Origin of the sequence: Kribbella sp. NPDC056345 (assembly GCF_042262745.1) — a bacterium.
GTDB lineage: Bacteria > Actinomycetota > Actinomycetes > Propionibacteriales > Kribbellaceae > Kribbella.
The window spans coordinates 1126170-1147854 of sequence record NZ_JBHJQQ010000002.1 but is presented as its reverse complement, the minus strand read 5'-3'; the positions used below and the strand labels follow the sequence as shown (position 1 = coordinate 1147854).

Annotated in this window: 25 protein-coding genes and 1 pseudogene; 12 read left to right on the top strand and 14 right to left on the bottom strand. The window is 67.2% G+C overall.

Annotated elements, in window-relative coordinates; all coding sequences use genetic code 11:
- The 3 genes and pseudogenes from ACFCV3_RS11035 to ACFCV3_RS11025 form a co-directional block, all read left to right on the top strand.
- Positions 1-226: pseudogene (locus ACFCV3_RS11035) on the top strand (nuclear transport factor 2 family protein); the annotation flags it as partial.
- A gap of 42 nt (positions 227-268) precedes the next feature.
- Positions 269-1057: an SDR family oxidoreductase gene (locus tag ACFCV3_RS11030; RefSeq protein ID WP_376028679.1), complete on the top strand. Its 789-nt coding sequence runs from the start codon at positions 269-271 to the stop codon at positions 1055-1057.
- A gap of 63 nt (positions 1058-1120) precedes the next feature.
- Positions 1121-1345 (top strand): alpha/beta hydrolase, encoded by a 225-nt coding sequence (locus tag ACFCV3_RS11025; RefSeq protein WP_376028676.1) that lies wholly within the window; start codon positions 1121-1123, stop codon positions 1343-1345.
- Positions 1346-1479: 134 nt separating this feature from the next.
- Here the strand turns inward: ACFCV3_RS11025 and ACFCV3_RS11020 are convergent, their stop codons facing one another.
- On the bottom strand, positions 1480-2088 hold the full coding sequence (locus ACFCV3_RS11020) for a TetR/AcrR family transcriptional regulator (protein WP_376028674.1): 609 nt from the start codon (positions 2086-2088) through the stop codon (positions 1480-1482).
- Between the two features lie 72 nt (positions 2089-2160).
- On the opposite strand from ACFCV3_RS11020, the gene ACFCV3_RS11015 reads away from it, so the two are divergent.
- Positions 2161-2595, top strand: a complete 435-nt coding sequence (locus ACFCV3_RS11015) for a VOC family protein (protein ID WP_376028671.1) — start codon at positions 2161-2163, stop codon at positions 2593-2595.
- Positions 2596-2670: 75 nt separating this feature from the next.
- Here the strand turns inward: ACFCV3_RS11015 and ACFCV3_RS11010 are convergent, their stop codons facing one another.
- Complete coding sequence (locus ACFCV3_RS11010) at positions 2671-3171, bottom strand: cytochrome P450 (RefSeq protein WP_376028743.1); 501 nt, start codon at positions 3169-3171, stop codon at positions 2671-2673.
- 77 nt (positions 3172-3248) lie between these two features.
- Positions 3249-4472: a DUF418 domain-containing protein gene (locus tag ACFCV3_RS11005; protein WP_376028668.1), complete on the bottom strand. Its 1224-nt coding sequence runs from the start codon at positions 4470-4472 to the stop codon at positions 3249-3251.
- Positions 4473-4767: 295 nt separating this feature from the next.
- On the opposite strand from ACFCV3_RS11005, the gene ACFCV3_RS11000 reads away from it, so the two are divergent.
- Positions 4768-5262: a hypothetical protein gene (locus ACFCV3_RS11000; RefSeq protein ID WP_376028666.1), complete on the top strand. Its 495-nt coding sequence runs from the start codon at positions 4768-4770 to the stop codon at positions 5260-5262.
- A gap of 33 nt (positions 5263-5295) precedes the next feature.
- On the opposite strand, the gene ACFCV3_RS10995 is transcribed toward ACFCV3_RS11000, so the two are convergent.
- The 3 genes from ACFCV3_RS10995 to ACFCV3_RS10985 all read right to left on the bottom strand — a co-directional run bounded on the left by ACFCV3_RS10995 (position 5296) and on the right by ACFCV3_RS10985 (position 7791).
- Complete coding sequence (locus ACFCV3_RS10995; protein WP_376028663.1) at positions 5296-5973, bottom strand: hypothetical protein; 678 nt, start codon at positions 5971-5973, stop codon at positions 5296-5298.
- 25 nt (positions 5974-5998) lie between these two features.
- Entirely contained in the window at positions 5999-6682 is a 684-nt protein-coding gene (locus ACFCV3_RS10990) for an RraA family protein (protein ID WP_376028661.1), read from the bottom strand.
- Between the two features lie 83 nt (positions 6683-6765).
- Positions 6766-7791 (bottom strand): hypothetical protein, encoded by a 1026-nt coding sequence (locus ACFCV3_RS10985; protein WP_376028658.1) that lies wholly within the window; start codon positions 7789-7791, stop codon positions 6766-6768.
- A 139-nt stretch (positions 7792-7930) separates the two neighbouring features.
- Between ACFCV3_RS10985 and ACFCV3_RS10980 the strand changes: the two genes are divergently transcribed.
- Positions 7931-10360 (top strand): tetratricopeptide repeat protein, encoded by a 2430-nt coding sequence (locus ACFCV3_RS10980; RefSeq protein WP_376028656.1) that lies wholly within the window; start codon positions 7931-7933, stop codon positions 10358-10360.
- Here ACFCV3_RS10980 and ACFCV3_RS10975 read toward each other — a convergent pair.
- Together ACFCV3_RS10975 and ACFCV3_RS10970 are read right to left on the bottom strand one after the other, a co-directional pair.
- Entirely contained in the window at positions 10357-10773 is a 417-nt protein-coding gene (locus ACFCV3_RS10975) for a hypothetical protein (RefSeq protein ID WP_376028654.1), read from the bottom strand. The genes ACFCV3_RS10980 and ACFCV3_RS10975 overlap by 4 nt on opposite strands.
- A 44-nt stretch (positions 10774-10817) precedes the next feature.
- On the bottom strand, positions 10818-11231 hold the full coding sequence (locus tag ACFCV3_RS10970) for a hypothetical protein (RefSeq protein ID WP_376028652.1): 414 nt from the start codon (positions 11229-11231) through the stop codon (positions 10818-10820).
- A gap of 121 nt (positions 11232-11352) precedes the next feature.
- Here ACFCV3_RS10970 and ACFCV3_RS10965 point away from each other — a divergent pair, with 121 nt between their 5' ends.
- From ACFCV3_RS10965 to ACFCV3_RS10950, 4 genes are all read left to right on the top strand, one after another.
- Positions 11353-11868: a hypothetical protein gene (locus ACFCV3_RS10965; protein ID WP_376028649.1), complete on the top strand. Its 516-nt coding sequence runs from the start codon at positions 11353-11355 to the stop codon at positions 11866-11868.
- A 3-nt stretch (positions 11869-11871) separates the two neighbouring features.
- The gene (locus ACFCV3_RS10960) at positions 11872-12165 is read left to right on the top strand and encodes a GFA family protein (protein WP_376028647.1); all 294 of its coding nucleotides are present in this window, start codon (positions 11872-11874) and stop codon (positions 12163-12165) included.
- 73 nt (positions 12166-12238) lie between these two features.
- The gene (locus ACFCV3_RS10955) at positions 12239-13057 is read left to right on the top strand and encodes a helix-turn-helix domain-containing protein (protein ID WP_376028645.1); all 819 of its coding nucleotides are present in this window, start codon (positions 12239-12241) and stop codon (positions 13055-13057) included.
- A gap of 81 nt (positions 13058-13138) precedes the next feature.
- On the top strand, positions 13139-13978 hold the full coding sequence (locus ACFCV3_RS10950; protein ID WP_376028643.1) for an MBL fold metallo-hydrolase: 840 nt from the start codon (positions 13139-13141) through the stop codon (positions 13976-13978).
- Between the two features lie 13 nt (positions 13979-13991).
- Here the strand turns inward: ACFCV3_RS10950 and ACFCV3_RS10945 are convergent, their stop codons facing one another.
- Positions 13992-14585 carry a CGNR zinc finger domain-containing protein gene (locus tag ACFCV3_RS10945; RefSeq protein WP_376028641.1) on the bottom strand — a complete coding sequence of 198 codons (594 nt, stop codon included), beginning with the start codon at positions 14583-14585 and terminating at the stop codon, positions 13992-13994.
- Between the two features lie 96 nt (positions 14586-14681).
- Between ACFCV3_RS10945 and ACFCV3_RS10940 the strand changes: the two genes are divergently transcribed.
- Positions 14682-15386 (top strand): SDR family oxidoreductase, encoded by a 705-nt coding sequence (locus tag ACFCV3_RS10940; RefSeq protein ID WP_376028639.1) that lies wholly within the window; start codon positions 14682-14684, stop codon positions 15384-15386.
- 8 nt (positions 15387-15394) lie between these two features.
- Here ACFCV3_RS10940 and ACFCV3_RS10935 read toward each other — a convergent pair whose 3' ends face one another.
- The 4 genes from ACFCV3_RS10935 to ACFCV3_RS10920 all read right to left on the bottom strand — a co-directional run bounded on the left by ACFCV3_RS10935 (position 15395) and on the right by ACFCV3_RS10920 (position 19959).
- Positions 15395-17065 (bottom strand): CocE/NonD family hydrolase, encoded by a 1671-nt coding sequence (locus ACFCV3_RS10935; protein WP_376028636.1) that lies wholly within the window; start codon positions 17063-17065, stop codon positions 15395-15397.
- 41 nt (positions 17066-17106) lie between these two features.
- On the bottom strand, positions 17107-17865 hold the full coding sequence (locus tag ACFCV3_RS10930; RefSeq protein ID WP_376028633.1) for an SDR family NAD(P)-dependent oxidoreductase: 759 nt from the start codon (positions 17863-17865) through the stop codon (positions 17107-17109).
- 8 nt (positions 17866-17873) lie between these two features.
- Positions 17874-18944, bottom strand: coding sequence for an aldo/keto reductase (locus tag ACFCV3_RS10925; protein WP_376028631.1), 1071 nt, complete (start codon positions 18942-18944; stop codon positions 17874-17876).
- A gap of 157 nt (positions 18945-19101) precedes the next feature.
- Positions 19102-19959 (bottom strand): NAD-dependent epimerase/dehydratase family protein, encoded by an 858-nt coding sequence (locus ACFCV3_RS10920; RefSeq protein ID WP_376028628.1) that lies wholly within the window; start codon positions 19957-19959, stop codon positions 19102-19104.
- A gap of 197 nt (positions 19960-20156) precedes the next feature.
- Between ACFCV3_RS10920 and ACFCV3_RS10915 the strand changes: the two genes are divergently transcribed.
- The gene (locus tag ACFCV3_RS10915) at positions 20157-20792 is read left to right on the top strand and encodes an alpha/beta hydrolase (RefSeq protein WP_376028625.1); all 636 of its coding nucleotides are present in this window, start codon (positions 20157-20159) and stop codon (positions 20790-20792) included.
- Here ACFCV3_RS10915 and ACFCV3_RS10910 read toward each other — a convergent pair.
- Positions 20789-21664: a LysR family transcriptional regulator gene (locus ACFCV3_RS10910; RefSeq protein WP_376028623.1), complete on the bottom strand. Its 876-nt coding sequence runs from the start codon at positions 21662-21664 to the stop codon at positions 20789-20791. The two genes, ACFCV3_RS10915 and ACFCV3_RS10910, sit on opposite strands and share 4 nt — an antisense overlap.
- Between the last annotated feature and the right edge of the window lie 21 nt (positions 21665-21685).

Genomic DNA, 21685 nt, shown 5'->3' with positions numbered 1-21685 from the left:
GACCTTCCGGGGCCGCGACGAGGTGCACGCGTTCCTGCGCGACGCCGGCGCCGAGTTCGAGTACACCACCGAGCAGATCGGCGCCCGCCGCGTCGACGACGACCACTGGGTGGTGACCCTGCGCCTCGAGGGCACATTCCCGGGCGGCGTCGCCGACCTGGACTACCGCTTCACCCTCCGCGGCAACCTCGTGGCCGAGCTCGTCATCGCCAACCACGAGGCCTGAGTCCGACCGCACACCACCGAACCGTCAGCAGGAAGAGGAAGAATGTCCAGCAAAGAACGTGACCGCCTCGACGGCCGCCACGCGCTCGTTACGGGCGGGTCGAAGGGTTCGGGCAAGGCCGTCGTCACCCGCCTGCGGGAGATGGGCGCCGAGGTGTGGACGACGGCCCGGACGATGCCCGACGGGTACGACCGCCCCGACCGGTTCATCGAGGCGGACACGTCGACCGTCGATGGCGCGCAGCTCGTGGCGGACCGCATCGCCGAGTCCGTCGGCGCGCTCGACGTCCTCGTGCACGTCGTCGGGGGCGCCTCGACGCCGTCGGGTGGGTTCGCGGTCATCACCGAAGAGCAGTGGCTGACCGAACTGAACCTGAACTTCTTGGGTGCGGTGCGGCTCGACCGCGCCCTCCTGCCGGCGATGGCCGGGACCGGGTCGGGTGTGGTGCTGCACTTCACCTCGATCCAGCGGGAACTACCGCAGTACGACGCGTCGCTGGCGTACGCGGCAGCCAAGGCGGCGCTGCGCACGTACAGCAAGGGCCTCGCCAACGAGCTCGCACCGCGCGGCGTGCGGGTCAACGCGATCAGCCCCGGCGGCATCGAGACCGAGGCCTACGAGCGGTTCGTGGACCGGATCGCCGCGGGCAACGGGCTCACCCGCGAGGCCGCCAAGCAAACGATCTACGACTCCCTCGGCGGGGTTCCCCTGGGGCGGTTCGCCCAGCCCGAGGAGATCGCCGACCTGGTCGGGTTCCTGGTGTCGGACCGCGCCTCGGCCATCGTGGGCGCCGAGTACGTCATCGACGGCGGCACGGTCCCGACCGTCTGAGCCAATGGCCCGTCCGAGACCACCCTCAGAAACACCCGATGAGTCACGACGACGAGGAACCCCATGACCACTCACGTCACCGCACCGTCCCCCGTCGGCTCGGCCGAGACATTCCGGGACGAGTCCGTCGCCTTCGCGAGCCGCCTGTGGCAGCCCGGGGGCCGCGGTGAGTTGCACGTCTGGCCCGGCGGTTACCACGGGTTCGACGTCGTGGCACCGTCCGCTGCGATCTCCAGGGACGCGATCGCTGCCCGCACGGCGTGGCTGCGCCGCCAGCTGGGCAGGTGAATCGGCGGTACAGACTTCGTGAGGCCTCCAAGCCGCATTCCCTGCAGACACCGTCCCCTGGCGGCAAGCGATGAAAGAGCGCGCGAACACTGTGGGCGTGGCGCCGCCGAGAGCCGCTGTCGCAGGAGCGAACGTCAGGACGAGCCGAGATCCACTAGGGCCAGGGCGCGCGCCGTACTTTCGGCTCCTGCGATCGCGATGTCGTCTGCGATCGTCCCGTTGCCGAACACGCCCTCGCGGAGGAACACCGCGTAGCCGTGTGACGACGCTGCAACAGCATGAACAAGCGCCAGGGCCTGCTGCCGGTCGGATCGCAGACGTGAGGCAGGCGCGATGAGCAGCTCACTGAGGCGCGCACCCGCACGATCGAGCTCCGGAAAGGCCGCCTTGTCGATGCCGGCCGCGAACACGAGCTCGAACAGAGCAGGCTCCTCGATCGCGAACTGCACATAGGCCCGAGCGAACGCCACCAGTTGCTCGAGCGGTGAGATCTCGCCGGCCAGCGCGACAGCGAACCGACGCGCCTGCTCGTCGTAGCTGCGCATCGCCAACTGCGCCAGTAAGGCCTCCTTATTGGCGTAATGCTTGAAAGGAGCCGCGACGCTGACTCCCGCCTTCCGGCTCGCATTCGCCAGGGTGAAGCCGGCCAACCCGCTCGTACGGATCAGCTCTAACGCTGCGTCCTCCAGGGCTCGTCGAAGATCACCATGATGCTGCCCCGACGCTCGGCGTGCCTCGACCATGCCAGGAGGTTATCGCTATTCACCAAGTGAGGTACAGTCGTGGTGAATAGCGTTTACCTTGGAGGAACAACTATGACCTTGACGTTCGATCATGTCGGGCTGTCGGTTGCCGATCTCGACGCGCAGAGGCAGTTCTACGCAGTGGCTCTCGGTCTCACCGAAGCCGAGGAAGAGTTCTCCTTGCCCGAGGCCGGCATCCGGACGGTGATCCTCCGCAGTCCCGACGGTCTGAAGATCGAACTGGTTGAACGCGCCGGCTCCGCGACGCAGGAATATGCCGACGCGTTCGACGGTGCGGGAACCCAGGGCTACTTCCACTGGGCTGTCTATGTCGACCGACTGGACGAGATCTACGCGAAGATGCTCTCCGCCGGAGCGGCTGAGGTCTCTGCTCCCGCTCCCGCCGTCCGCGCAGGCGCACGATTCGCCTACGCGAAAGACCCCGAAGGCAACCTGCTGGAACTGATCGAGCCATCCAGCTCGCGCCCCCCAGTGCAACTTGAGTAACCCCGGCCAGGTCCGTGTGCTGTCGTGGACAAGTCCTTCAGGACTGAGCGCGGCATCGACCATTCGGCCGAATGGTCAGGAAGTCTGGACACGCACGACCAGCTTGCGTAGTCCGCGCAGCGTGTTGTTCACCTCCCACTCCACTTCCACCGAAGCGAGTCCGGTCACCCTGTCCAGCAGCGCGTCCAGCACTGCGGTCATCTCGAGGCGGGCGAGATTCATCCCGGCGCAGGCGTGCTCACCGCGGCCGAAAGCGAGGTGATCGCTGGGGCGGCGGGCGACGTCGAACCGGTCGGGCTCAGGGTATTTGCGCTCGTCCCGGTTGGCAGACCCGTAGAGCAGGACCACTCGGGAACCGGCGGGCACGATGTGTCCTTCGATCGTCACGTCTGTCGTGGACAATCGGCTGAACCGCTGGATCGGTGACTCCAGCCGCAGGACCTCGTTGATGGCGTGTGGCACGAGGGTCCGATCGTTGCGCAGCAGCTTCCATTGGTCCGGGTTCGCCGCCAAGAGGTGGATCATGCTGGAGATCGCGTGGATGGTCGTGTCGAGGCTGGGCGCGATGTAGTCGATGATCAGTCCCGGGACTGCATCCGCGGGCAGTTCGCCGTCCTGACCGCCTGGTACAGCCGGGCAGCCCAGCCGCGCTGTCAGCGGACGTACTTCGCCGGCTTCGTGGCGAGGTTGAGCAAGTACTCCAGCGGTCCGCGCCGGAAGAAGCGGGACCAGATCGCGGCGAACACGGTCGCCCCGAGGATGAACAGGAGTAGCGGTACCCACGAGTGCTGGACGCCGTTCCCGCCGCCTGCGGGTACGGACAGCGCCGACTGTGCCACGAAGTGGCCTACGTAGGCCGTCAGCGACATGGTGCCCACGGCGATGACCGGCTTCGCCAGGCGGCGCAGTCGCGGCAGCCGATCCATCGCCACGGTCGCACAGACGATCACCGTGATGGCGACACCCAGGCTGCCGATGATGTCGAACGTCGTGCCACTGTGCGGCCCGGCCAGCAACAACTCCCCGGCCGTCCGCTGGGGCTCGAACGATCCAATGTCCATCGGCGCCGCTCCGGAACTGAAGGACGACGACCCCGCTTCCGCGGTGCTCTTCAATGCATTCCTGCCGCCCACGACCAAGGATGTGCCGTACCCGACCACGATGAGTGCGGGCCCGAGAAGTGCCAGGCCTCGCTGCACGGCACGGGCGGCCAGATCGAGGCGGCCAAGCGCCATACCGGCGATGACGAACGGCATCCAGGTGATGGTCGGGTAGAAGCCGGTGAGCAACAGGTCCAGCACGCCGACGGTACTGATCCGCTCGAGTGGGTCGTAGGTGTTGATGATCTGCTGGACCGGCTCGGTCAGCAACCATCGCAGGACGAACGCGAGTTGCGGCGTGACCATTGCAAGGACCACCGCGATGATCGCGAGCGTCCGGGCTCGCAGCCGCACCAGCGGCAGCGCCAGCAGGAAGTAGACGCCGTAGAAGGCGAGAATCACGACATCCCCGTAGGCCATCGCCATCGCGCTGCCCAGTACCACCAGAATCAGGGCACGGATCGCGATCCGTGCCTTCGCCTGCCGTCCTGCCAGGCCGGCCTTCGGTTCCCGGCGGCCGGCGATCAGCATCAGGGAGAACCCGGCGAGCGTGGCGAACAGGATCGAGGAGCGGCCATCCGCCAGGTACCGAACCCAGTGGCCGACGCCGTGGGTGGCGGACAACGGTGGGCCGATGTGCACGGTGTACATGCCGAACACCGCCAGTGCACGGGCCAGGTCCACACCGACCAGCCGTGCGGTCGAGGGATCCGGCGGTGGAACAGCGGAGGTCTCCGGCCGGGCTGTCGTGTCCTGTGACGACTGCGTTTCTGTCATACGACCAACCTCGCGTGCGGTCGAGTGGCGAGCCATCCGGCGGCGTGCGGTACCGGCCCCGCCGGTCGGCCGGAATCGCCCCGCCGGTCGGGGGACGAAAGGCATCGAATACGTTGCCTTCGGCCTCAATACCCTCCCGCTGTTGTGCTGGGGGCTGCTGGTTCGCTGCGAACCAGGCAGCGACAGGGAAGCGCGGGTCGCGGGAGTGTTCTCCCAACCGGTTACGATCTCGTGACCGTCCTCGTCGGGCGGCCGGACACGGACAAGTACGCTTCCGCCGCGGAGGGATCGACACATGGTGATGGGGAATCAGGACATCGACGCCTGGGACGCGGAGATGCACCGTTCCGGCCGAGTGGTCTTCGCGGTCCGGCGCGCGCTGGCCTTCGGCGGGCTGATTGTCGTGCTGACGATGGCCGGCATCCCGATCGTCTCCGTCGTCCGGGACCTCGATACCCGCGATACCTGGTTCACGATCCGGGTGGCCCTACTCGCCGTACTCGCCGCCGTCTGTTTCGCGCTCGCCGTTCTGTTCCTCTTCGGCCATCCGCGAGTGACCGTGAACGCCGCCGGCATCCGCTTCGCCTGGTGGCGGCAGATCCCGTGGTCCGAGTTCGAGGGCACCACTCTCGTGACACCCACCAGCAGCCTCGCTGCCCCCTACCTGACCATCACCTCGGCCCGCGGCACCAAACTCCACATTCCCCAGAACAACGTCGAAGACCTCCGCGCTTTCGCCGCTTGGCTCACCAAACTGCACACCCAGCACCAGCTGAAGACCAGCAGCTGAGCGACTGAGGTCGACCATCGGGGCAGGCCGCGGCTAGAACTTGCTGCGGGATGTCGGCGTCGGGGCGAAGGCCGGGCTGGGCCCGAGCAACTCGGCGGTCTTCTCCAGTGACAGGAGGTCGCCGCTATCACCCGAGCCGATGATGACGCCGCCCTCGTCGAGCTTGACCACCTGCTGCTCCAAACTACCCGGCAATGCCTGCGCTCTGCCCTCGGAGAGGTAGTTCGGGTACCCGACGTCCGGCTGCGCAGCAGGTTGCAGCCCGGCCAGAGCGTCCCTGAGGGATCGTGAGGTCACATTGCCCCAGTCGGGATCCCAAGCCGTGACGACCCGGCGCAGGATCGGGTCCGCGAGCGTCTCGGGCCCGACCCACCGCACCACGAACGAGTTGTGCGCGTTCGGGGATTCGGAGTATCGCCCCACGCCCATGCTGATCCGGAACTTGCGGACCCGCTGCCCACTCCCGTCGTACGCCTGATTGATCCCGAGATGCGGAGCATCGGTGTTCGCCCGGAACGCGTCGGCAATCACTCGCCGGGCATTTTCCGGCTCGGCGAGCGACTGCCCCGCAGACTCGGGAGACGACCACCGAACACTCTCCCCGACCACTTCGTCCAGCCCGGCGAGAAACGCGAGCAACCTGTCGGCGACCCGATCCGGCGTCTCCTGCCGCGGCCCCCAGAATCCCCGTGCGATGAGCGGCTCGTCCACAGGATCAACCTATCGGAGCCGGCGGTTACTCCTTGGCGGCGGCTGCGAGGCTGTGGAGGTAACCGGGGAGCGTCAGCGAAGGATCGGCGGCCCGCAGCTTCAAGTATTCTTCGAACTTCATTTGCTCGCGGAGCGAGTGGCCTGCCCGGACCGCATCGATCTGACGGTCCTCGTTCTTCTTGATGGCTTCGGCCAGGGCGAACAGTTCGTCCACGCGATCACCCGGGATGAAGAGCACACCGTCCTCATCACCCAGTACAACGTCCTCGCGGGTTACTTGCCACTCTCCGACAGTTGCCGTCGAGAACGCATCGGCGGGGGCAGGGCCGTGGCGCCATGGGTACGTCGGTACTTCGCCAAGACTGAAGACCGGCAGCCCGACCTTCCTCAGGCCGGCCGTGTCACGATGCACGCCCCAGATGACAGCACCTGACACCTGGGCAAACGCGGCCTCGATCGCGAGCAGGTCACCAAAGCAGCCTTCGTCGCGACGGCCGCCATTGTCGATGACGATCACGTCGCCTGGATTCGCCGAACTGATCGCCTCGAAGACGACGTCCAAGCTGCCCGAGTGCTGAACCGGGAGCACCCGGCCGGCAACGCGCTCACCGACGGCTGCTTTCAGCGATACCGCCCGGACAGGCACTCCCAATCGCTGGCAGGCATCCGCCACATTCGCCGTACTGAAGTCCTTGAACCTTTCCAGCATCTCCGGCCCCTTTCGGTGAAATCAACGATTCGTGTTGATAGACAACGCGGAGCCGGTTCCTGTGACACCGTCACTAAAGGGTGCTAGTAGTGGATGCGGGCCCGTACGGCGCGGTGGTCGGAGTAGTTGGCGGGGTTGTCGGAGCCGGTGTAGAAGGCGTCGGCCTGGCCGGCTTCTTCGAAGGTGACGGTGTGTACGGCGGTCGTCGCGGGCAGGCCGTTGGGCTTCTTCGCCCAGAGGTAGTCGATGCGGTTGCTGCCGCCGATCGTCCAGTTGTTGCCGAGGCACTCCCCGCGCGGAGCAGTCACCTTGCCGCAGTGGTCGTACATGACGTCGCGGAATCCGACGCTGCCGCCGAGGTCGCCGTTCGTCTGCTGGTACCAGGCCTTCCAGTCACCCGGATTGCCGGCGGTGATGTTCGCGTCCCCGCCCCAGATCATCAGGTCGCCGCCCCAGCCGGCGACCTTCTCGGACGCCTCGCGGGCGTTCTCGGCGGCACACGGGTGGCCGCCGCTGTTGTTGGTCGGCCAGTGCGTCGACGCGACGGTGATGTCCTTGTCGGCCAGGGTGTCGTGGAGCTTGAGCCGCAACGCCTCCGCCCGGCTCTGGCCGGTGTTCACACACCCGTCGGCGCCGTCCCGGTCGGCGAACCAGGTGTCCGCCTGCAGCACGTTGAACCGGTCGGTGTCGAAGATGATCGCCGTGGTCTGCTGCTTCTTCTCGCCGTCGCACCGGGCCGGCTGTTCCGGCGGCTCGGGGTTCGCGATCCGGCCGGTGTACTTGCGATTCAGCTTGGCCTCCATCGTGCTGACCAGCAGGGTCAGCTCCGCGCGGTTGCTGATCTGCTGCACCAGGAAGATGTCCGGGGCGGGATCGGTGCGCTTCATCGCGAAGACGAGGTCGTGCCAGTCCCCCGGACAGTTGGCGTCGATCGTCTTCAGGTTCTCCACATTGTTCGCGTAGACCTGCACATAGTCGCGCCGCGGCGCCTCGGCAGCGGTCGACACTCCCGCCGCGGAGAGCAGCACACCGACAGACAGCGCGCTGGCGGCCAGCGCGGTGGCGGTCAGACTCCGACGGGAGCGGGACAGGCGGAGCGGAACAGGCATGACGTTCTCCTCGGGGCGGTGTCACGGCCCGGTCCGAGCGGACCGGCCGAGTCTGCCCGAAGGCTAACGCCCACAGGGAGTCAGCAGAAGACGCTGCACCGTCGGACGAGCAGGGGACAGAGGGACTAATATTCGGCCGGTGGGCGCCCCTGGGGAGCCGCCGGGGCCTGGCGGTGTGCGAACGCTCGACGAGCTCAGCTCGCGGTTGCGCTCGTTGCAGACGTGGTCCGGTCTGTCGTACCGGGAACTCCATCGTCGCGTAGTGCTGTCCAGGCAGGCACGCGGTGTCGCGGAGCTGCCTGCGTTCAACACCGTCTACCGCTGCCTGGCGCCCGGACGTCGTCGGCTCGACGCCGAACTGGTCGTCGACATCGCTCGTGCCCTGCTGGCCGACGAGTCGCGGGCGGCTGACGAGGCGAGGGTCGCGGAATGGCGCCAGGCCTACCAGGTGGTGGCGGGCCTGGCGGCCGAAGCCGCCGTGGTCCGGATCGAGGACTCGGTCGAGCCAGAGACCGACGGCCTCTTCGTCGGCCGATCCGAGACCCTCGACGCCGCGCTGACCGCACTCGATGACCGAACCGCCGGCCGGCGGATGCTGTTGATCGAGGGGATGCCTGGCGTCGGTAAGACGACGCTGGCTCGCCGGCTGGTTCGTCGTTTACCGGCCGCCGAGCTGCAGTTGGGTGTGAACCTCCGTGGATACGACCCGGATCGCCCGCCGGCCGATCCGGCCGCCGTCCTGGAAGGGTTCCTGCGTCGGCTCGGCGTGCCGGGAAGCCGGATCCACGGCCTCGACCTGGCGGCACGATCGGCGCTGTTCCGCGAACTGACCGGCGATCGCAAGGTCGTCGTACTGCTCGACAACGCGGCGTCCGACGACCAGCTCGAACCGCTGCTCGCGGACGGGCCCGGGTGCGTCACGGTGGTGACGAGTCGCCGCAGGCTGACCGGAGCCCAGCGGATCTGCCTGGAGGTCTTCGACCCCGAGGAGTCGCTGGCCTACCTCCGACAGGCGGCTGGTGCGGTCGTGGACGACGACCGCACCTCGGCGATCCGCATCGCCGAACTGGTAGGCCACCTGCCGCTCGCACTGGCCGTGCTCGCCGGACGGATCAAGTCGCAGCCCGGTTGGACACTCGCAGACCATCTGGAGCGCCTCCTCGAACACCGGGCCAGACTGCGACTCGACAGCGGGGTCGCAGCCTCGCTGGATCTGTCGTACCAGGCACTCCCGATCCCGGCCGCCCGCATGCTCCGTCTGCTGGCGCTGCACCCGGGACGCGACTTCGACGTACACGCCGGTGCTGCACTCGCAGAAGTCCCGCTGAGCGAAGCGGTCGAGCTCATGACCCTTCTGGTCCAGATGCACCTGCTCGACAACAGCACCGCGGACAGGTACGAGCTGCACGATCTCGTCCGGGTACTCGCCACCGACCAAGCCCACGACGAAGATCCACCATCAGTACGGCGTACTGCGCTCGACGGGTTGTACGCGTACTACCAGCGCACGGCCGCGTCGGCCGCAGTCGCCTATGCGCCGCACGACCGGGAACGCATCGAGCTCACCCAGCAGGCGGGCCGGTCACCAAGACACTTCTGCGATCGAGACGAAGGCCGCGGCTGGCTCGATGCCGAGCGCCACAACCTCATCGCTTCGGCCCTCTACGCGGCTGACCACGGCCGGGGTGACTACGCGGTCGCGCTGTCGAGCCTGCTCATCTACTACTTCCAGACGGCGAGCCTCTTCAGCGGCGCGGAGACCCTGCACCTGACCGCGATCCGCTGTGCCACCGACGATCGCGAGCGCGGCCGCGCGTACAACTATCTCGGCACGGTCTACTGGCGACTCGGCCGGTACGCCGACGGCCGGGCGGCGTACCAGGAGGCCCTCGAGTTCGCCCGCCGGGCAGGTAACCGGGTCGGTGAGGCGAGCGGCTTGTCGAACGTTGCCCTCGGCCACTACCGGCTCGGTGACTACCTGGCGGCCCTGGACTGTCAGCGGCAGGCCCAGGAGCTGTTCGAGGCCGAGAGCAACCTGAACGGCGCCACCACCGCGCTGGGCGGGCAGGGCTGGGCACTGCTTCGCCTCGATCGCCCCGAGGAAGCACTCGAACGGTTCGAGCTCGGTCTGGAGCTGAGCCGCAAGCTCGGCACCGAGACCTTCGAAGAGTCGTTCGCGCTCGTCAACGTGGCCTCGGCCCACGAGGCGCTCGGTCGGCTGACCGAGGCCGAGGCCGGTTACCGGCACGCCCACAGCCTCGCCCAGCGGATCGGTTTCGCCAACGCAGAGAGCGACAGCCTGAACGGACTAGGCCGGCTGCACCGGGCAGCCGGCCGAGCCGAGCAGGCCATCGAGTTCCACCAGCAGGCGCTGGATCTCGCGGACCGGCTCGGCAGCAGATCGGTCGTCATCGAGGTCCGCAACGACTACGGACATGCACTCAGGGCTGCCGGCCGGACTGCTGAGGCGATCGAGCAGCACAGCATCGCTCTCCAGGACGCCAAGAACATCGACGACCGCTACGAGCAGGAGCGCGCCTCAGCCGCCCTGGCTGCGATCGACGGTTAACAGAGCGAGCCGTACTCCGTCCCGTACCACGGCGACCATGCTGTGTACTTGCGCTTCACGTCGTCCTTGAGTTCGTACAGCCTGAACCGGACGCACTTGCCTTCCTCGTGGTCGAACAAGCAGAGCGCCCAGCCTTCGGCGGCAGGCATGGCCTTGCATTCCACGTTCTTGCCGTAGTTCGTCTGCACATGCACGACCGCCGCCCAGCCGTTGGCCTCGCGATCGATGATCCACTGGTCGTCGCCGACCCACTGGAAGCACGTGGAAGCGTATTCGGAGTTCAGGCACTTCACCTCGCTGTACGGCGGTTCCTCCGCTACAGCCGTCGGTGATGCGGAGGCCGCGGTGGCACCGCCGACCACGAGCAGGGCAGCTCCGGCGAAGGCGCCGAGAGTGCGGGAGAGCAAAGTCATCGAGGGGACCTTTCACTGAACGGGAGTCGGTAGGCAGTCAGGAGTCACGTGTCGAAGCCACATTCGTTGCCGGTGGAAGTGCTGTAGAACAACGACCAGACGGAGATTCGGTTGGTCGAGACGCCCTTGCGCTCCACCAGCCGGAAGCGCACGCACTTCTTCTCCTCGTGGTCGTAGCCGCATTCCCGCCAGCCGTCCGCGGAGGCCGGAGCATCGCACTCGCGGAACTTGCCGTAGTTGGTCTCGACCTCGACGATCGTGGTCCAGCCGTTCGCGTCCAGGTCCCGCACCCATTGGTCGTCGCCCTCCCACTCGTAGCAGGTCTGCCCGAAGTCGGTGGTGAAGTACCGGCAGCCCGACGGCGGGCTGATCGCGGCAGCGGCCGGAGTCGCGGTGACGGCTGCACCGCCGAGCGTGACCAGGGCGAAGGTAACGACGGCAGCGGCGAATCGGAGCATCGACAGTCCTTTCGGCAGGGGTTATGGCCCAAGGATGGCCGCTCCGGGGCGGTCCGATGTCGAATTCGAACGAAGTCGAACGGCCCTGCGTCAGGACCGCGACTGCGCGACGTTCTTGACCATGCAACGCGCGAGCGGGCGCAACTGGGTGAAGGCTGCGAGAACGTGGTCGGCTGCAACGTCATCCGCGGATGATCGGCTGGGTGACCTCGCAGCGGCCGCCACCTTCGAAGTGGCGCCGGTGCTGGTCCTTCCAGGGTTCCGCGTCATCCTGCTCGCACTGACGGCGTACGTGGTGGCGCACAACATCCTCTACACCTACATCACGGACTTCCTCGGGTACGCCGATATGGCCGGCCAAGCCGGCTGGGTCTTGTTCACGTTCGGCATGACCTCGGTGCTGAGTGTGCTGGTGGTCGGTACTCACATCGATCATCACCTGCGCAAACTCGTTGTCGGGAGCACCTTGTTGTTCGCGATCAGCGTGCCGGCGCTGGCTTTGCTCTCCGGCATCCCGGTACTGGTCTACATCGCGGCCGGCGCCTGGGGTTTCGCCTTCGGTAGCTCACCGAGCCTGTTCATCGCCGCCGCAGCAGTGGTCGCCGGGAAGAAGCATGCCTTCCCAAGGAGCGCCTGAGCCATGCCCCCTTTCAGCATTGGCCACCTCCAGACCGTCAACCGTCAGCGGACCGGGCATTGCCTGTGCGGGCCGATCAGCTATCGCTTCGACGCCGACCCCGAAGCCGTGGTCCTGTGCCACTGCGGAGAATGCCAGCGCCACAGCGGATCGGCGTTCTCGGTCAACGTACTGGTCCCGCGCGCTGCACTGGAGATCACCGGAACCCCCGCCACCTACCAGACCACCGGAACCGAGAACGGACACCTGCGCGACCCACACCCCACCCGCCCACGCTTCGACGACGACACGAAATAGCCCAACCGACTCAACCCCAGATCGCGCACCCGTCCACCCTCAGTCCCCTCGCCTGAGCAGTACTGTGGATGCCGTGCAGAGCGGTGGGTTGGGGGATTTTCTGCGGGCGCAACGGGCCGGTGTGGAGCCGGCGGCCGTCGGGCTGGCTGTCGGTGGTGATCGCCGGGTTGCGGGTCTGCGGCGGGAGGAAGTCGCCGTACTGGCCGTGGTTAGTGCGGATTACTACACCCGTCTCGAGCAGGGGCGTGAACGCAACCCGTCAGCGCAGGTTCTCAACGGGATCGCGCACGCTCTCCGGCTCGACATCGATGCCCGCAACCACCTTTTCCGGCTGGCCGGGCTGACGCCGACGCCTGTGCTCGGGGCTGGCCGCCACAGCGTGCATCCGTCGCTGCTCCAGTTGCTCGACAACTTCCCGGCGGCTGCGGCGTACGTGCTCGACCCGGCGTACGAGATCCTCGCGGCCAACCGGATTGCCGAGGCGCTGCTTGCGCCGTTCGGGATGACCAACATGCTCCGGATGATGTTTCAGCACCCTGAGGCGGCTCGGATCTTCGGGGACTGGACGGCCGTCGCGACCCGTGCTGTGCATGCCGTCCGGCTGAACGCGGGGACCTTCCCCGACGATCCCGGGATCCAGGAGCTGGTGAGTGATCTGCTGGCCACGTCACCGGCGTTCGCGGAGATCTGGAACGACCAGACGGCACGGGGCTTCAGCCGGGCGTACAAGATCTTCTTCCACCCGGTCGTCGGCCGCATCGAGCTGACCTACCAAACCTTCGACGTCCGAGCGGCGCCCGGCCTGCAACTGCTGGTCGGCACCGCCGAACCGGGTAGCCCGAGTGCCGAGGCACTCACCCGGCTGGGGACTTCCTGGGAGCCGCGCACCTAGGAAGTCCCGCCCTTCTGACAGGTGCGCGAGCGCCGGACTCTGGGTCTACGGCAACCAAGCCGTCCGACCCGAGGAGCACACATGCTCAGCTACACCACGTATGTCGCACCGTCGAAGCCCGTCGTCTCCGCGGACCTGCCACCGGGTGAGACCCGCAGAATGTGGTCACCGACGACCGCGACGCTGATCTCCGGGGAGCACGAGGTTGTCCTGGTCGATGCCTTGATGACCCGTGCGGAGGGACACGACCTCGCCGAATGGATCGCTGCCAAAGGCAAGCAACTCACCACGATCTTCATCACCCACGGCCATGGCGACCACTTCTTCGGCGCGGCAGAGGTACTGGCCCGGTTCCCGGGCGCCCGGTTGGTCGCGTCGGCTGCCGTCGTCGACGTCATGCGGCAGCAGCTCAAGCCACGCTGGTACGACGAGTTCTGGCAGCCGCGCTTTCCCGGTCAGCTCACCGAGAAGCCCGTGATCGCCGAGCCGCTCGACGCTCCACTCACCTTGGACGGTGAGGAACTCGCCGTCATCGACCTCGGGCACACCGACACCGACAGCACCACCGCCCTGTACGTCGAGTCGCTCGGCCTGGCCGTCGCCGGCGACGCGGTGTACGACAACATCCACCCCTACCTCGTCGAATCCGGCACCGAGGGAATCGACAACTGGCTGGGCGCACTCGACACCATCTCCGCGCTGAACCCCAGGGTGGTCGTCGCGGGGCACAAACCGTCCGACGGCAACGACAGCCCACAATGGATCGCCGAAACGCGCCGCTACCTGCAAGACTTCGCCGCGATCGCCGCCCGCACCCACACCACGCTGGAGCTCTACAACGCGGTCGTCGACGCCTACCCGGACCGACTCAACCGCGGCGTCCTCTGGAACTCCGCCAGAACCCTCAAGCCACTGAGCTGAGGAACCAGCGGGGCTACTGCGCCGACTGTTTCCTACGGGTGCGCGAGACGCGCAGGTTGTTGATGTTTCCGCAGCTGTGCACGTCATGCCACTGGCCGCTGCGATTTCGGGAGGTGTCGTAGAACGCTGACCGGCAGCCCGGCTCGCGGCACAGCTTGAGCCGGGTCCAGGTCCCGGTCAGCTGTGCCAGCAGGATCTCCGACCAAACCGCTGACACCAGCCAACTGCTGTCCGTGCCCACGGGTTCGATGCCCACTCGTCCTTGCGCGTCGGACAAGAGGTTCGCCCGGACCCGCACCTTGATGTTCACGGGTACGCCCTCGGGACGCTCATCCGCCGGTACGGCGAGCAGACCCGCCACCGTCGATCGCAGATCCAGCAACTCCCGCAGGCCGGTTTCGTCCAGGGCAAGGTCGGGAGCCGCGAGGCCGTGGACCTCGGCCCATTGCCGGGCGGCGTTCCGCAGCCATCGCTGCGCCGAGGACCGGTCGGCCAGGAGATCTTCGCCGTCGCGCACGACCGCGTGCGTGTTGACGAGCTCCTGCACCAGGACCAGACCGGCCGGCGCAGGACGTGCTCTGAATCTCTCGGTCGCCGCCCATGACATAGGTAAACCCTACTTGACTCGGTCAACAGCACTAGCTACCGTCTTACGACATAGGCAACTGCACTTTTGACTATGTCACTCTCAAGGAGATCTGTGATGACCACTGTCAGTGGCGCGACCGTTCTGGTGACCGGCGGGCAACAAGGCCTCGGCCAGGAGATCGTGCGCGAAATGCTCCGGGCCGGAGCCGCGAAGATCTACGTCACCTCGCGGAACCCGGTGCCGCAGGACGACGCGAGGATCGTCCCGGTCAGCTTCGAACTGGCGGATCCGCAGGCCGCCGTCGAGCTTGCCCGCGTCGCCAGTGACGTCGACATTGTCGTGAACAACGCCGGGATCATGACCTTCGGCCCTCTGCTGGAGGACGACCAGGACGAGGTCGATCGCATTTTCGGGATCGTCGCCTTCGGGCCGCTGCGGGTCGCCAAGGCCTTCGCGACGGTGCTGGCAGCCAACGGCGGAGGCGCGCTGATCAACATCCACTCACTCACCGCGTGGATTGCCGGATTCCCCGGATCCGGAACCTACGGCGCCGCGAAGGCGGCACTGATCTCGTTCACCAACACCCTGCGCGCGGAGCTGTCCGCACAAGGCACGCAGGTGCTCGGTGTCCAGCTTGGCCTGACCGACACCAACCTTGTCAGTGGGCTGGACGGGCCGAAGAACAACCCAGCCACCGTGGCCGCCGACATCGTTGCCGCATTGGAGAAGGGCGACCTCGAACTCCTCGCAGACGACCACAGTCGGCACTTCAAGGGCGCTCTTTCCGGCCCGGTCGAAGCACTGGACGTTTCCCGCTGACGGGCGCGTCAGTGCTTCACGAGGGGTAGCGCGATGCTGGACGGCCGGCCCACGTTGTGGTGGACGGTGTGCGTCACGGGTTCGAGCACCGTTGCCGCTCCGGGGGCCTCTCCAGTCCCAGGGTTGCGGGCGAAACGGGGGAACGCGCCGCCCGAGATCTGCAGCCGGATGCGGTGCCCGGCCTTGAACCGATGCGCCGTGGGGTCGAGCGTGATCTCCACCCTGCGGACTTCGCCAGGTGTCACGTCCGGCTCAGTGCAGCGGACGATCCGGTCCGTGACGTTGATCGAGCGACCGGTGGGGCCGACGTCGCAGATGCGGGCGAAGAGGTCGGCGTTGACGTTGTCGGACGCCAGGTACAACTCGACCGCCGGCCGGCCGTGCACCTCGACTGATTCGGTGAGCGGCGCCGTGGTGAAGGTCAGTACGTCGGCCCGCGCCTCCAGCTTGCGATTGTCCTGAGCTCCGCCGCTGGTTGCCATGATGCGGCCACCGACTGACGGCGTCGGGTCCGCCGGGTCGTACCGGAACTGCGTGGTCGCGGTGTCGTCGGAGGGGGATGCCTGGGTGAGCTGCTGCGTCTCCTGCAGGTACCAGGTGGTCGTTGTAGTGTCTGCCGGCGGCCAGCTCTGGTGCTCCTGCCATTCCTCGGCGCCGCCGACGAACACCTGGATCGGCGTTTCGCGCGTTCTCGCAGCACGCCCCGCGGCGTGCGTGTCGAGCCAGGAGATTGCCTGTGGCATCGAAATCTTGTTGTCGACCGTGAGGTGCGTCCACGGCCCCACGGTCAGCGCGACGTCGACGTCGTGTGCTCGCAAGGATCGGTACTGCGCCAAGGTCTGGTGGAGGAAATAGTCGTGCCACCCGCCGATCAGCAGGGTCGGCACCGTTGTCCGTGTCAACGCTTCGGTGGCGCGGAACGGCTCCCAGTACGGGTCGTGGACATCGGGGTGGTCGATCCATTCGTCGTACCAGGGAGCGCCTTTTCCACCCAGGGTGTCCATCGTGCCGCGCAGCGGCAGCCGTTCCAGTGCGCCCCGCAGCCTGCGCTCGGCCCGCATCATCCTGACCAGACCGGCGACCGAGCCGACGGATTCCTGGTGCGACAGCAGGTCGGACCAGCTGAGCATGTTGAAAAGGTCGAGCGGGCCCTGCTGGTAGGCGGCGTCGGCGAGGTCGTGTACGCCGATCATGACCACCATCGCCTTCAGTTCAGGCGGAGGATCCATCGCCAGCGCCCATTGCGTGAAACCGAGGTAGCTACCACCGGCCGTCGCGAGGCGCCCATCGAACCACTCTTGAGTGCGGAGCCACGTGACGGTGTCCTGGCCGTCATCCGCTTCGCTGACAGCCGGCCGGAACGTACCGCCGGACCCGAAGGTGCCTCGCGTGCTTTGCAGCAGGACGTGGTACCCGCGTTCGGCGTACAACTGAGCTGACAGCAGGGCGTACGGGAATCCTCGGCCGTAAGGGCATCGGACCAGGATGGTCGGCACCGGCTCGCTCGTCACCGGGATGTAGTGATCAGCGAGCAGGGTCACGCCATCGCGCATCCGAACCTCGATCTTCCGCTCGACCCGCACCCGGTTGCGCCTGGCCGGCAGCCGCCACAGCCGTCCGACGGCGGCACCCATCAGGCTCTGAACAGCTCCGAGCGACTTCGCAGTGCCGCCACCCATGGAGTCTCCTTGTTCGTGTTCGGTACTTGGACGCGTGCGCATCAGGGAACGGTGTAGCCGCCGTCGATCGGCAGGGCCACGCCGGTGATGAATCCGGCCTTGTCGGAGCACAGCCAGACCACGGCATCCGCGATCTCGGCGGCTTGGGCGATCCGGCCGACCGGGTGCGCGGCGAGGATCGACTTCATCGGCTCGGTCGCAGGGTCCATGGTGGCGATCATCGGTGTCTCGACCAGCCCCGGGCACAGGGCGTTGACCCGGATCCCCAACGCTGCAACTTCGAGCGCCGAACTCTTGGTCATGCTGATCTCGGCGGCTTTCGTCGCGGTGTAGCCGGAGAAGCCGGCCACCCCGACCAGTCCCGCGCCGGACGACATGTTCACCACTGCCCCGAAGCCTTGGGCCGTCATCTGCTTGAGCTCGTACTTCATCGACAGGAAGACCCCGCGGATGTTGATCGCGATCATCGTGTCCAGCATCGCGGTCGAGTAGTCGGCGGTCAGTTGGTACTCCCCGTCGTACCCGGCGTTGTTCACCGCGATGTCCAGCCGTCCGGTGTCTCCGATCGCGACCTGGATCGCGGCTTCGACGGCGGACTCGTCGGACACGTCCGCGACAACGTGCCGGGCCGCTCCACCGTTGGCCTGCACCAGTCGCACAGTCTCTTCCAGTGTGTCCCGGGTGCGACCGGCGACTGTCACCACCGCACCTTCGGCTGCGAGCGCGAGCGCTGTCGCGCGGCCGATGCCGGAGCCGCCGCCGGTGACGAACGCCGTCCTGCCTGCGAACTGCTGTGCCATCGTGTCTCCTACCGGATCTCGGCGGCGTTCAACCACGGGGACACTGTCGAAGGGCGGCCGTCCACGGTGGCGCCCGCGAACTGCAGGGTCGGTGCCAGCAGGCGGTTGTTGTCGGCCGGGAAGTTGAGCTTCGGCGTCGATACTTCGTCGAGCCGGCTGCGCTGGGCGTCGGTCAGCGTGACGTCCAGGGCGCCGAGGTTGTTCTCGAACTGGTGCATCCGGCGCGCGCCGATCACGATCGAGGTCACCGCGGGCCGGCCGGCCAACCAGGCCAGGGCCACTTGTGCGGAGGTCACGCCCAGCTCGTCGGCGACGGCCTTGACGGCGTCGATGACGACGAAGTCGGTCTCGCTCGGCGCCCGGCCACGCGTCGTGTCGACGTCGGCGGTACTGGTGCTGGAGTACTTCCCGGACAGGAACCCACCGCGCAACGGCGACCACGGCAGCACGCCCATTCCCAGCGACTGCGCCATCGGGATCAGCTCGCCCTCCGAGGTCCGCTCCAGCAGCGAGTACTCCAGTTGCAGCGCGATGATCGGGCTCCACCCGCGCAGGCGTGCGATCGTGGCCGCCTCGGCCGTGGCCCAGGCCGGTACGTCGGAGAACCCGACGTACCGGATCTTGCCTGCGGCAACGAGATCGTCCAGGGCCCGCAGGGTCTCCTCGACCGGCGTGACCGGGTCGAAGTTGTGCAGCCAGTACAGGTCGATGTAGTCGGTCTGCAGGCGCCGCAGCGAGTTCTCCAGCTGTTGCACGATCGCCTTACGGCTGGGTCCGCCGCCATTGGGGTCGTTCTCGTACAGGTTGCCGAAGAACTTGGTCGCGAGCACCAGACGATCGCGCACGCCGGGCCGGCCGGTGAGGAAGTCGCCGATGATCTGTTCGGAGTGGCCGTTGGTGTAGAGGTTGGCGGTGTCGATCGAGTTTCCGCCCCGGTCCAGGTAGGCCGCGAGGATCTCCTTCGACTCCTCCGGGCTGGATCCCCAACCCCAATCGTCGCCGAACGTCATCGTGCCCAGTGTGAACGGACTGACCCGAAGGCCCGACCGGCCGAGCGTGACGTAGGAATCGAGAGACACCGTGGACCTCCGAGGGACTGGATGACAGACGCCGGCGAGACCATCTCGCCCGCAATTCCAGTCAACTCCCGGCCGACGCGATCACGTAGACCGATGCGCCCGAGACCTTGCCCGATCCGCTCACCTTCGCCGGCGTGTAGCTGCGGCGCGGTGGAGCTCAGGCCTGTGCCAGCACGGCCAGCGGGTCGGTGTGCCGGGGAGACCACTCGAGTTCCCGCTGCGCCTTCGCCGGCGTGAACTGCTGGTCCAGTGCGAACGCGTCCGCGATGGGACCCATTGCGGCACGGGCCTGGGCGAGGGTGATCGAAACGGTTTTGCCGTCCAGGCCGGCCGCGTGCGCTACCGCTTCGGCGACCTCCCTGGCGGTCGGGTTCACCCCGCCCACACCAACGTAGACCGCACCGGGCGGGGCAGATAGGGCGGCGACGTACAGGGCGGCGACGTCGTCGACATGCACCAGCGCCCAGTGATTGGTGCCGTCACCGATGTAAGCCACGGCCCCGTTCGCTTTGCCTGGCTGGGTGAAGAACACATCGATCAACCGGTTGTCGCCGCCGTAGAGGAGGCCAGGCTGGACGATGACCGGGTGGCCCCCGTCAGCTGCACGTCCAAGCACAGCGTCCTCTACGGGCTTGCGCCACGCCACCGCGCCCGGTGGGTTCCAAGGCGCAGTCTCGTCCTGCACTCCGTCGGTGTCGCCGTACACCCAGGTGCCGCCAGTGTGCACGTACGGCCCACCACCCACGCCGTCCTGCATCGCAGCGGCCGCGGCGAGATCTTCGGCACCAGTCGTTGCCTGGGCAAGGTGGATCACCGCTTCCGCACGCGCCGCGGCGCCCTTCAGAACGTCCAGATCCGTCAGCTCGCCACGGATCGCGGACGCCCCGGCGGACACCACGGCTTCCTCGGCGCGCTCACTCCTGGCGAGCGCTTCGACGGTGTGCCCCTGTTCGACCAGCTGGGTGATCGTGGCACGGCCGATGTAGCCCGACCCACCGGTCAGGAAAATCCTCATGAAAGCTCCTCTGCTCAGATTTCACCTCGACGATGCGCCGAAACCAGCACCGCCGTCCAAGACCTGTTCGGCGCTCTGTGATGCCGCCACGGAATGACCCGCTGGGCATCACAGAGCCCGAAACAGGTCTTGGACGCGGCGTCCTCGGGTGCGGCACTGTCGTCGGCGAAGGAGATGACTACACGGTGAAACCAGGAATGGATCGAGATGCTGTGCTGTGGTCAGAACCCCAGCACGCCCGCGGCGACCGGCCTGTGCTGGTGATGCTGCACGGCTGGAGCTACGACGAAACCCACCTGTTTCGGCTGCTCGTGCCAGAGCTACCGCGGGAGCTGGTGGTCGCGTCGGTCCGGGCGCGGATCCCGGAAGCGGGCGGCTACGCCTGGTTTCCCAGCAAGGGCAACCCGATCGGCGACCCGCAACCCGCCGTGGCGAACGCGGCGGCCGAAGACGTTCTGGACTGGACGCTGACCATCGACGCGCCGTCGATCGGCCTCCTCGGCTTCTCCCAGGGCGGCGCGATGGTGCATCAGTTGATGCGGTTGGCTCCGGACCGGTTCGCTTACGGCGTGAGCCTTGCGGGTTTCGTCGTACGCGACGACCAACCCGGTGACGCCGCCCTGCTCGCGACCCGGCCGCCGGTCTACTGGGGACGCGGCGAGACCGACTGGGTCATTCCCAGCCCTGCCATCCAGCGCACCGAGCGCTGGCTGGAAACCCATGCGACTGCTGATATCCGTGTCTACCGCGGCCTGGGTCACGATGTCGCCGGTCCGGAGATCGGTGACCTGACCGAGTTCGTCACCGCCAACATCTCACGCCGCGGCCGTTAGGCCTCGTTGCCGGCGGCGAGGGTGGTGGCGATGTCGGCGAAGTCGTGGATGGCCTGCGACTCGCGGGTTGCCATCCAGGCCAGGCAGACCCGGTTCGGGGCGATGTCCTGAACCGGGACGTGTACGACGTCGCTGCGGGTATAGAAGCTGGCGGTGGAAGCGGGGATGATCGAGATCCCGGACCCGGCGGCGACGTGCTCGAGTTTCTCCTCGATACTGCGAATGCGGGGAACCGGCTCGGCCGTGCCGTCGCGTAGCTCCACAGCGATGTCACGCCATTCGGGAACCGCGTCAGGATCCTGCAGAAGGTGCTCGGATGCCAAGTCGGCAATGTCCACCGAGTCCTTGCCCGCGAGAGGGTGGTCCTCGCGCAGCACGACCACCCGCGGTTCTTCGAACAGCGGCCGGACGGTGAGGCCACGCTGGTCGATCGGCAGCCGCACGATGCTGACATCGGCCCGGCCGTCATGCAGTACTTCGATCTGGTCGTCCCAGGTGGTCCGCACCAGCCGCACCTGCAGCTCGGGGTGCCGGTCACCGAAGACGCGCACAAAGGTGGTGACGATGATGCCAGGCATGAACGCGAGCGAGAACGTCGAACTCTCCCGCGCGGCCTCGATCACCCGCCGCTGCAATGCGGCGGCGGCAGCAAGCAGCGGGCGGGCGTCGTCCAGCAACTGACGTCCAGCGGCGGTCAGCTCGGTGCGCCGCCGGTCCCGGCGGAGAACCTGAACGTTCAGCTCGCTTTCGAGCGCGCGGATCTGACGTGACAGCGCGGGCTGAGCAACGTGCAGTCGCTCCGCCGCCCGGCCGAAGTGCAGCTCCTCGGCCACGGCGACGAAGTACCGCAGCTTGCGCAGGTCGACGTCCATGCGTATCCCATCGTGGTCTTG